This is a genomic window from Streptomyces sp. NPDC004561, from assembly GCF_053602155.1.
Map to the genome: position 1 here is coordinate 1 of NZ_JBSGDB010000362.1, position 9,188 is coordinate 9,188.

7 protein-coding genes, 1 tRNA gene and 2 pseudogenes are annotated in these 9,188 nt (G+C 71.5%); 5 read left to right on the forward strand and 5 right to left on the reverse strand.

The window, feature by feature from the left end:
• Positions 1 to 98, reverse strand: a pseudogene (locus ACWEN3_RS33895) (thiolase family protein); the annotation flags it as partial.
• A pseudogene (locus ACWEN3_RS33900) lies at positions 97 to 879 on the reverse strand (sigma-70 family RNA polymerase sigma factor); the annotation flags it as partial. The pseudogenes ACWEN3_RS33900 and ACWEN3_RS33895, both read right to left, overlap by 2 nt.
• A 192-nt stretch (positions 880 to 1,071) precedes the next feature.
• On the opposite strand from ACWEN3_RS33900, the gene ACWEN3_RS33905 reads away from it, so the two are divergent.
• On the forward strand, positions 1,072 to 1,614 hold the full coding sequence (locus tag ACWEN3_RS33905) for an N-acetyltransferase family protein (RefSeq protein WP_452978748.1): 543 nt from the start codon (positions 1,072 to 1,074) through the stop codon (positions 1,612 to 1,614).
• A gap of 4 nt (positions 1,615 to 1,618) precedes the next feature.
• Here ACWEN3_RS33905 and ACWEN3_RS33910 read toward each other — a convergent pair whose 3' ends face one another.
• Positions 1,619 to 2,386, reverse strand: a complete 768-nt coding sequence (locus ACWEN3_RS33910; protein WP_452978765.1) for a dioxygenase family protein — start codon at positions 2,384 to 2,386, stop codon at positions 1,619 to 1,621.
• 145 nt (positions 2,387 to 2,531) lie between these two features.
• Between ACWEN3_RS33910 and ACWEN3_RS33915 the strand changes: the two genes are divergently transcribed.
• On the forward strand, positions 2,532 to 3,041 hold the full coding sequence (locus ACWEN3_RS33915; protein WP_452978751.1) for a MarR family winged helix-turn-helix transcriptional regulator: 510 nt from the start codon (positions 2,532 to 2,534) through the stop codon (positions 3,039 to 3,041).
• Between the two features lie 7 nt (positions 3,042 to 3,048).
• On the opposite strand, the gene ACWEN3_RS33920 is transcribed toward ACWEN3_RS33915, so the two are convergent.
• Complete coding sequence (locus ACWEN3_RS33920) at positions 3,049 to 4,587, reverse strand: MFS transporter (RefSeq protein WP_452978754.1); 1,539 nt, start codon at positions 4,585 to 4,587, stop codon at positions 3,049 to 3,051.
• A 192-nt stretch (positions 4,588 to 4,779) separates the two neighbouring features.
• Entirely contained in the window at positions 4,780 to 5,427 is a 648-nt protein-coding gene (locus ACWEN3_RS33925; RefSeq protein ID WP_452978756.1) for a TetR/AcrR family transcriptional regulator, read from the reverse strand.
• Between the two features lie 277 nt (positions 5,428 to 5,704).
• Here ACWEN3_RS33925 and ACWEN3_RS33930 point away from each other — a divergent pair, with 277 nt between their 5' ends.
• The 3 genes from ACWEN3_RS33930 to ACWEN3_RS33940 all read left to right on the forward strand — a co-directional run bounded on the left by ACWEN3_RS33930 (position 5,705) and on the right by ACWEN3_RS33940 (position 9,083).
• Positions 5,705 to 7,024 carry a M6 family metalloprotease domain-containing protein gene (locus tag ACWEN3_RS33930; RefSeq protein ID WP_452978759.1) on the forward strand — a complete coding sequence of 440 codons (1,320 nt, stop codon included), beginning with the start codon at positions 5,705 to 5,707 and terminating at the stop codon, positions 7,022 to 7,024.
• Positions 7,025 to 7,306: 282 nt separating this feature from the next.
• A complete protein-coding gene (locus tag ACWEN3_RS33935) occupies positions 7,307 to 8,938 on the forward strand; it encodes an IclR family transcriptional regulator domain-containing protein (RefSeq protein WP_452978762.1) in 1,632 nt (543 codons plus the stop codon).
• Between the two features lie 72 nt (positions 8,939 to 9,010).
• Positions 9,011 to 9,083, forward strand: a tRNA-Arg gene (locus ACWEN3_RS33940).
• Positions 9,084 to 9,188 lie beyond the last annotated feature (105 nt).

Below are 9,188 nucleotides of genomic sequence, written 5' to 3' on the forward strand. Positions count from 1 at the left end.
CCCTGTCGCCGGGCCGCTGCGGCCTTCCGGTGGGAGGCCAGGGCGAACTCGTCCTGCTGCTCCCGGGTGATCCCGTGCTTGTCGGCGATCAGTTCAGCGCAGGAGGGTCAGGACCGACTGCTCGGGGGAGACCGCCGAGGTGTCCTCCAGCAGGTCGCCGAACTGGGTCTCGCCCTCGTCGTCCACCGCCATGTTCAGGGAGACCGGGTCACGGGCCCAGTCGAGGACGTCGATCACGCGCTCCGGCGACGAGCCCAGTTCGGCCGCGATCTCGGCGGGCTCCGGGTCGCGGCCGTTCTCACGGTTGAACTCGCGCTGGATGCGTCGGATGCGCCCCAGTTCCTCCACCAGATGGACGGGGAGCCGGATCGTGCGGGACTGGTCGGCGATGGAGCGGGTGATGGCCTGCCGGATCCACCAGGTGGCGTACGTCGAGAACTTGAAGCCCTTGCGGTAGTCGAACTTCTCGACGGCGCGCACCAGGCCGGCGTTGCCCTCCTGGATCAGGTCGAGCAGGGGCAGGCCGCTGCGCGGGTAGCGCCGGGCGACCGCCACGACCAGGCGGAGGTTGGAACGGATGAACACGTCCTTGGCCCGCTCGCTCTCGGCGACCAACGCCTCCAGCTCGTCCCGGGTGGCGTCCGAGGTCGTGTCCTCGAATCCGTCGAGGACCTGCCGCGCGAACACACCCGCCTCGATGGTCTGGGACAGCTCGACTTCCTTTGCGGCGTCGAGCAGCGGCGTACGCGCGATCTCGTCGAGGTACATGCCGACCAGGTCGCGGTCCGCGATCTCGCCGCCATGAGCGCGAACACTGCTTGCCGAGTCGGCCGTCTCGCCGGTGGCGGACTGACGACGGGCGACGGCACGGGTTGCCATGCGTGCTCCCTTGCGATGGTGGGCTGGCGGGTGGTCCTGATGAACGCTCGGCACTCCGGGATCTGTCTCTGGGACTCTCTCCGAGTGCCCTGCATCCGTGGGAAACAACGACTGGAATCCGGACAGAATTCCCAACCCGCCCCCCAATTTTTCTGATCATGCAGTACCCTGTCCGCCACACCGGGAGGCGGGATGGTGTCGGAGACCACAGAGGTGCAGGTCAGGCCGGGGGTCGAGGGGGACCTCGAGGACCTCACGGCGATCTACAACCACTATGTGCGTGAGACGGCCATCACATTCGACACCGCGATCTTCACTGCGGAAGAGCGCCGCCCTTGGCTGCTCTCCCACCCGGAAGACGGCCCCTACCGCCTGATGGTTGCCACCGGGGCCGATCCGCGAACGGGTTCTCAGCGGATTCTGGGATACGCCACATCCAGCCCTTACCGCCCCAAGCCCGCGTACACCACATCCGTGGAGACATCGGTGTACGTCGCCCCGGACACCGGCCGCCGCGGCGTCGGCACCCTGCTCTACGGCGCCCTCTTCGAGGCCCTGGCCGGCGAGGACGTGCACCGCGCCTACGCCGGGGTCGCGCAGCCGAACGAGGCCTCCGAGCGGCTGCACGCCCGCTTCGGCTTCCGGTACGTCGGCACGTACCGCGAGGTGGGCCGCAAGTTCGGCCGCTACTGGGACGTGGCCTGGTACGAGAAGGACTTCCAGGACCGCCGGTAGGCGGTCACCCGAACTGCACGGACCGCTTCGCCATGCCCATCCAGAACCCGTCGATCACGGACTTCTGCGCGTCCAGCTCGCCGCCGGCCTCCGCCGCGCCCATGGTGACGAAGAGCGGGGCGAAGTGCTCGGTGCGCGGGTGGGCGTACCGGCCGGCCGGGGCCTTGTCCAGGAAGTCCAGCAGGGCGTCCCAGTCGCGGTCCGCCAGGGCGCGCCGGCCCCAGTCGTCGAACTCGGAGGACCAGCTCGGCACGCCGCCGCCCGCGTGGCGCAGGGCGGCGAGGTTGTGGGTGAAGAACCCGGAGCCGACGATCAGCACGCCCTCGTCGCGCAGCGGGGCGAGCCTGCGGCCGATGTCCATCAGGCGCACCGGGTCGAGGGTGGGCATGGAGATCTGCAGGACGGGGATGTCGGCGGCCGGGAACATCTCGACGAGGGGGACGTAGGCGCCGTGGTCGAGGCCGCGCTCGGGGATGTCCTGGACCGGGGTGCCAGGGGCGCGCAGCAGCTTGCGCACGGATTCGGCCAGCTCGGGGGCGCCGGGAGCGGCGTACCGGACGCGGTAGTAGTGCTCGGGGAAGCCCCAGAAGTCGTAGACGAGCGGGACGGGCGTGACGGCGCCCAGCGCGAGCGGGGCCTCCTCCCAGTGGGCGGAGACCATGAGGATCGCCTTCGGCCGGGGCAAGGCGGCCGACCAGCCGGCGAGCTGGCCGGGCCAGACCGGGTCGTCCGCGAGCGGCGGGGCGCCGTGGCTGAGGTACAGGGCGGGCATGCGCTCCCGGCCGGCAGCGGTCGAGGCGGCGGACACTTCGGCGGACATGGCTGCGACTCCCTGATGCTTTAACTCTCAAGCTCTACGTCGACACCGTACGCCCGAGTTGTTCAAGTTTCAAGGAGCCTGATCGTAGAGTGGGAGCATGAACACGGCACCGGACCCCGCCGCGCGGCACCGCTGGCTCACCGACGAGGAACAGCGCGTCTGGCGCGCCTATCTGCACGCCACCACCCTGCTGGAGGACCACCTCGACCGGCAGCTGCAGCGCGACGCGGGCATGCCGCACATCTACTACGGCCTCCTCGTGGGACTCGCCGAGGCGCCGCGCCGCCGGCTGCGGATGACCGAGCTGGCGATGCGGGCGAAGATCACCCGCTCCCGGCTGTCGCACGCGATCGCCCGCCTGGAGAAGAGCGGCTGGGTGCGCCGCGAGGACTGCCCCTCCGACAAGCGCGGCCAGTTCGCGGTACTCACCGACGAGGGCGCCGAGGTCCTCGGGCGCACCGCCCCGGGCCATGTGGCCGCCGTACGGCAGGCCCTGTTCGACCGGCTCACCCCGGAACAGCAGAAGACCCTCGGCGAGATCATGGAGATCGTCGCCGAGGGCCTCCAGCCCAACGAAGCGGGTGCGGACCTGCCCTGGCTCCGCTAGCTCACGGTCAGTGGGCGACCACCGGCACCCTGATCTCGTCCTCGACGCCCTCGCCGGAGGCCACCGTGGTGGAGCCCGGACGGCCGGCGTTGACGAAGGTGAAGGCGATCAGCGCGGCGAGCGCCAGGATGCCGACGGCGAACCAGATCGCCGTGCTGTAGCCGTGCACCATGCCCTCCAGCTTGACCAGCTTCTGCTGCGGCCCGGCGGCGGCAGCGGCGATGTGGTCCCTGATGTACGAGGTGGTCGCCGAGGCGGCGATGGTGTTCAGCAGGGCGGTGCCGATCGCGCCGCCCACCTGCTGCGAGGTGTTGACCATCGCGGAGGCGACACCGGCGTCCCGGGGCTGCACGCCCTGGGTGGCCAGGGACATCGCCGGCATGAACGCCGTACCCATGCCGAGGCCGAGCAGCACCATCGCGGGCAGCAGCTGGGTGCCGTACGAGGAGTCGATCTTCAGCTGGGTCAGGATCAGCATGCCGAGCGAGGCGACGAGGAAGCCGGGGCCCATCAGGAAGCGGGCCGGGATCCGCGTCATCAGCCGGGTGCCGATCTGCGTGGAGCCGGTGATCATGCCGGCCACCATCGGCAGGAACGCGAAGCCGGTTTTGACCGGCGAGTAGCCCTTCACGACCTGCAGGTAGTAGGTCAGGAAGAGGAACAGGCCGAACATGCCGATGATCGCGAGGCCGAGCGAGAGGTAGATGCCGCCGCGGTTGCGGTCGGTCACCACGCGCAGCGGCAGCAGCGGGGTCTTGACCCGGGACTCGACGACGGCGAAGGCCAGCAGCAGCACGGCGGACGCGACGAACATCCCGACGGTCACGGAGTCGCCCCAGCCGTCGGACTCGGCGCGCGTGAAGCCGTAGACGAGGGCGATCAGGCCGAGCGAGGAAAGGATCACGCCGGGGATGTCGAGCGGGGAGCGGTTGCGGCCGCCCTCGGGCTCACGGATGACGAAGTAGGCACCGGCCGCGGCGACGATGGCGAACGGGATGTTGACGAAGAACGTCCAGCGCCAGTTCAGGTACTGGGTGAGGAAGCCGCCGAGGATCAGGCCGACGGCGCCGCCGCCGCCCGCGATCGCGCCGTAGATGCCGAACGCCTTGGCGCGCTCCTTGGCGTCGGTGAACATGACGGCGAGCAGGGAGAGCGCGGCCGGGGCGAGCAGGGCGCCGAAGACGCCCTGGAGGGCGCGGGCGCCGAACATCATCGGGCCGGAGGTGGCGGCGCCGCCCAGCGCGGAGGCGAGGGCGAAGCCGGCCAGGCCGGTGACGAAGGCGCGCTTGCGGCCCCACTTGTCGGCGATACGGCCGCCGAAGAGCAGCAGACCGCCGAAGGCGAGGGCGTAGGCCGTGACGACCCACTGCCGGTTGCCGTCGGATATGCCGAGGTCGGTCTGGGCGTGCGGCAGGGCGATGTTCACGATGGTGGCGTCGAGCACGACCATCAGCTGGGCGAGCGCGATGAAGACGAGCGCCTTCCAGCGGTTGGCGTCGCCGGTCTGCTCGGCGGCGCCCGGAGCCTTGACGGCTGTTTCGGACATGGGTGTACCCACTTCAGGACTTCGTGACGGAAAAGTCGGAGTAGACGGAAAAAACGGGAAGCGAAGGGCAGGCGTCGGCTCGTCGACGGTGACGGCCGGGAAGCCGGGCGTACGGGTGGACTGGGCTCGGGGGCCGAACTCGTCGGCCGGGACCGGCCGGCCGGGACTCGACGGTTCGTCAGGACTGGTCGGTCAGCACCCGCGCAACTCCTTGACGGTGACGGCGCTGCCCGGCAGTGCGGAGCGGGCGGGAGCCCGCAGGCCGTCGAGGAAGAGCTGAAGGTGCCGGTGGACGAAGCGGTCGCTGCGCAGACAGTCCGTGCCGGCCGGGGGCCGGCTCAGCTGGGCCACGGCGATCAGCAGATCGCCGACGCCCACGTCGGATCGCAGCTGACCGGCCGCCACGGCCCGGCCCATGACCTCCTCGACGAGCTGTTCGACGCGCTCGCGAGAGGCCTCCAGGTCGGGGTGGTGCTGGTCGAAGGTGCTGGAGACCATCGGGCACAGCGCACTGATCCGCTCGTCGGCGGCGGTGTGCACGAAGTGCTCCAGGGCGGCGAAGGCGTCCCCGGTCTCCGTGAGGGCCGTCTCGGCCGCCTCGGCCGTACGGTCCATCACGGAGCAGACGACCTCGCGGACGAGGGCGTCGCGGTCGGGGAAGTTGCGGTACACCGTGGCGTTGCCGACACCGGCCCGGCGGGCGATCTCGTCGAGCGGCACGTCCGGGCCGTGCTCGACGAACATCTCCCGGGCGGCGGTGACGATCCGCTCCCGGTTGCGCAGGGCGTCGGCGCGAGGCCGGGGCGCCTTGCGCGGTGCGGGGGCGGTCACGGTCGGCACGGCGTACTCCTCGAAGTGTGGGCGGCGATCCGGGGAAGCAGTCCCCGTTTCGCTCGGACACAGGTCTAAACGGGGAATCGGTCCCCGGTTATTTCCCGCCCCGGGAACGAATCGCTGTGACCTGAGGCACATTCACCTCCCGCCGGAATTCACTCCGTCGTGAACGGCCCTCCCACGATCGGTCTCCTCCAGCGCGCGCCCACCCCGACGGCGACACAGGGTGATCGCAAGGGTGCAGCCGGAGACCGGCGGCTGCCGTGGAGCGAAGGGCCCATGCATGCAGCCGCAGCCGCCCCGCCGCATACGGGCCCACCGCATACCCCCGCGCCACATACCCCCGCGCCGCATACGCCCGCGCCGGGTGGCCACCCTCGCCGCGGTGACCGCACTGACCCTCGCGGTCAGCACCTCGGCCGGGACCGGACACCCCCTGGCGCCCTCCGCCGCCGGGCCGATAGGCCTGGCCCGCTCCTCCGCCCTCTCCCCCTGCATGATCCACGGCGGCTCCGACGTGCAGATGACCGAGGGCGTGCCCACCCCGCGCGGCTACGCCCGCTCCACGGGCACCGTCCACGCCCTGACCCTGATGATCGACTTCTCCGACGCGCCCGGCCAGGGCAGCGCGATGGACCGCTTCCACGAGTTCTTCCCGCGGACCCAGGAGTGGTTCCGCACCGCGTCCTACGGCCGCCTGGACTACCGGCCCGAGACGCCCGTCACCGGCTGGCTGCGGATGCCGAAACCCTTCAAGGCGTACGGCATAGAGCGCGGCGCGCCCTTCGACCCCGGCTACCGGCAGCTGGTCCAGGACCTCGTGGCCGCCGCCGACCCGAAGGTGGACTTCCACTCGTACGACCTGCTGAACGTGCTGGTCACCCCGAACGCCGGTCCCTCCGCCCTGGACACCGTGCTGTCCGTGACCTTCGCCGGGAACGGCGACGCACCGGTCGCCGACGGCGTGCCCGTCGCCAACGCGTCCTTCGTCTACTCCCGCCAGGACGACGGCTCCGGCTCCTTCGCCCACACCGGCTTCCGGGTGCTCCCGCACGAGAACGGCCATACCTTCGGCCTGCCCGACCTGTACACCCAGGACGGCGGGGGCGCGGTCGGGCACTGGGACATCATGAGCGAGGACTGGGGGGCCGACAACGACTACCTCGCCTGGCACAAGTGGAAGCTGGGCTGGCTGGACGGCTCCCAGGTCGGCTGCGCGGCCACGCCCGGCAGCGCCGACTACACGCTGACTCCGCTGTACCGCACGGGCGGCGGGAAACTGGTGATCGTGCCGATCGACGGCCACAGCGCCTACGCCCTGGAGGTGCGCGCGCAGGGCGGCAACGACGAGGTGGTGTGCCGGCCGGGGGTCCTCGTCTACAAGGTCGACGCCACCGTCGACACCGGACGCGGACCGATCACCGTCTACGACTCCCACCGCAACAGCGGCGGCTGCACCCGCAGTCCCAACGTCCAGGCCGAACTCTCCGACGCCACCTTCTCCCCCGGCGAGACCTTCAAGGACCCGGCCCACGGCATCACCGTCAAGGTGACGAGCACCGACGAGGACGGCAACTACCGCGTCCACGCGACCCGGTCCTGACCACCCCACCACGGTTTACCGTAGGCGTGCCCACCCCGCCCGACCGGAGAGACGATGCCCGCGAAGCCCGTACCGGACCCCGACGCGCCTGCGACGACGGGGGGACCGGAAAGGCCGGCGGAGGCTGCCGGGACTGATGTGACCGGGTCGGTCGTCGGGGCTTTGGGGGCTGTTGTGTCCGGGGCGTCTGATGGGGCTGCTGAGGCGGAATCCAGGGGCCGGGGGAACCGATCGGCTGCGCCGGGGCCCGCGGACCGGGCGCGCAGGTCTGCGGCGGGACCAATGCACCAGGGGAACCGGTCGGCCGCGCCGGAGCCGTCCGAACCGGTGCCGGACGAGGTGGTGCCCGATGAGGCGGTCGGGCCCTTGCTGCGTGGAGTCGGGGTGCTGCGGCGGCTGACGGAGGCGGGCGGCACGCTGAGTCCGAGCGCGCTGGAGCGGGCCACCGGGCTCGCCCGGTCGACGGTCGACCGCATCACCGGAACCCTGGCCCGCATGGACTACGTCCGCCTCGACGGCCGGGACGTCGTCCTCACCCCCCGCGTGATGGAACTGGGCAACGCCTACCTGGCCGCCCTGCGCCTGCCCGCACTGCTCGACGCGCACGCCGACACCCTCGCCGACGAACTGGACGAGTCGGTGTCCCTGGCGGTCGCCGACCTCGACGGCATCCGCTTCATCCACCAGGCCACCCGCCGCCGCGCGATGTCCGTCAGCTTCCGCATCGGCGACCTGCTCCCCGCCGAACGCACCGCTCCGGGCCCGCTGTTCGCGACCGAGTGGACGAAGGCGGACTGGGCGCGCTGGCACGAACGCAGGGCGGCGAACCCGACCGACACGGCATTCCCCGCCGTACCGCCCCAGACGGCGCCCACCGACGACTCCGCCTTCGCGGAGCAGGTGGAGCGGGCCCGCCGGGACGGCTGGGCACTGGACGACCAGATGGTCGAGCCGGGCCTGGTCGCGGTGTCCGTACCGGTACGGGACCCGGGCAGCGGCCGCCCGGTGTGCGTGGCGAGCGTGGTCAGCCACACCAGCCGGCACTCGGCGGCCGACCTGCGCACCACCCTCCTGCCCCGGCTCCGTACGGCGGTGACGGCGATGGAGTCGGCCCTGCGCACGGCACCACCGCCCGAGCCCGGTCCACCGCCCTCCGGTCTGGCGACCTGGACGACGGCCTCCAAGCACGAACTGGGCCGCGGCTTCGTGGAGTCCCTGGCCCGCGGCCTGACCGTACTGACCGCCTTCGGCGCCGGCCGTTCCGCGCTGCCGCTGACCGAGGTGGCCCGGGCGACCGGCCTGTCCCGCGCCACCGCCCGCCGGGCCCTGCTCACCCACGAGCACCTCGGCCTGGTCGCCCACACCCCCGAGCGCGCCTTCACTCTGACGCCCCGTGTCCTGGACCTGGGCTTCCCGCCCCTGTCCCGCATCACGCTCCCCCGCCTGGCCGAGCCCCACCTCCGCTCCCTGGCGGCCCGCCTGCACGAGCCGACCGCGCTCGCGGTGCTGACGCCCGACGGCAAGGAGATCCAGTACACCGCCGGTGCGGGCACGGCCCGTGTCCTCACGGTGCACATCACCGTCGGCGCCCGGCTGCCCGCCCCCGCGACCTCCCTGGGCCGCGTCCTCCTCGCGGACACCGCCACGCCCCTCTCCCCGGCCCTCGCCGAGGTCCGCGCCCAGGGTTACGCCCTGGTCGACGAGGAACTGGAGTCCGGCCTGCGCTCCATCGCCGTACCGGTACGGGACCGGTCCGGCCGGGCGGTCGCCGCGCTGAACGTCGCCACCCACGCGGCCCGCCGCACCCTCGACGACTGCGTCCACGACCTCCTTCCGGAACTGCGCCGAACCGCCGACCACATCCAGGCCGACCTGCACACCGCGTCCCGCTTCACCCCCATCCCCCTGTCCTGAACCCCAGAGCCCACCCCGCCCGCCCCTGATCCGGTACCCTGTGGACCGAGCGCCCACGAGGCGCCCACCCACGCCTTCGTAGCTCAGGGGATAGAGCACCGCTCTCCTAAAGCGGGTGTCGCAGGTTCGAATCCTGCCGGGGGCACAGTGTCTGACCAGCGCGCCTACCTCTCAGAGGTTTGCGCGCGGTTGGTGGTATCCCTTGCATTAAACAATTATATTTTACAGAAACAATGCGAAACCCCAGATC

What these genes read in the sequence shown, in the direction of transcription:
- ACWEN3_RS33930 (WP_452978759.1), top strand. Translation starts at nt 5,705, where the DNA reads ATGCAGCCGCAGCCGCCCCGCCGCATACGGGCCCACCGCATACCCCCG.
- ACWEN3_RS33910 (WP_452978765.1), bottom strand. Translation starts at nt 2,386, where the DNA reads ATGCCCGCCCTGTACCTCAGCCACGGCGCCCCGCCGCTCGCGGACGAC.
- ACWEN3_RS33905 (WP_452978748.1), top strand. Translation starts at nt 1,072, where the DNA reads ATGGTGTCGGAGACCACAGAGGTGCAGGTCAGGCCGGGGGTCGAGGGG.
- ACWEN3_RS33915 (WP_452978751.1), top strand. Translation starts at nt 2,532, where the DNA reads ATGAACACGGCACCGGACCCCGCCGCGCGGCACCGCTGGCTCACCGAC.
- ACWEN3_RS33920 (WP_452978754.1), bottom strand. Translation starts at nt 4,587, where the DNA reads ATGTCCGAAACAGCCGTCAAGGCTCCGGGCGCCGCCGAGCAGACCGGC.
- ACWEN3_RS33935 (WP_452978762.1), top strand. Translation starts at nt 7,307, where the DNA reads ATGCACCAGGGGAACCGGTCGGCCGCGCCGGAGCCGTCCGAACCGGTG.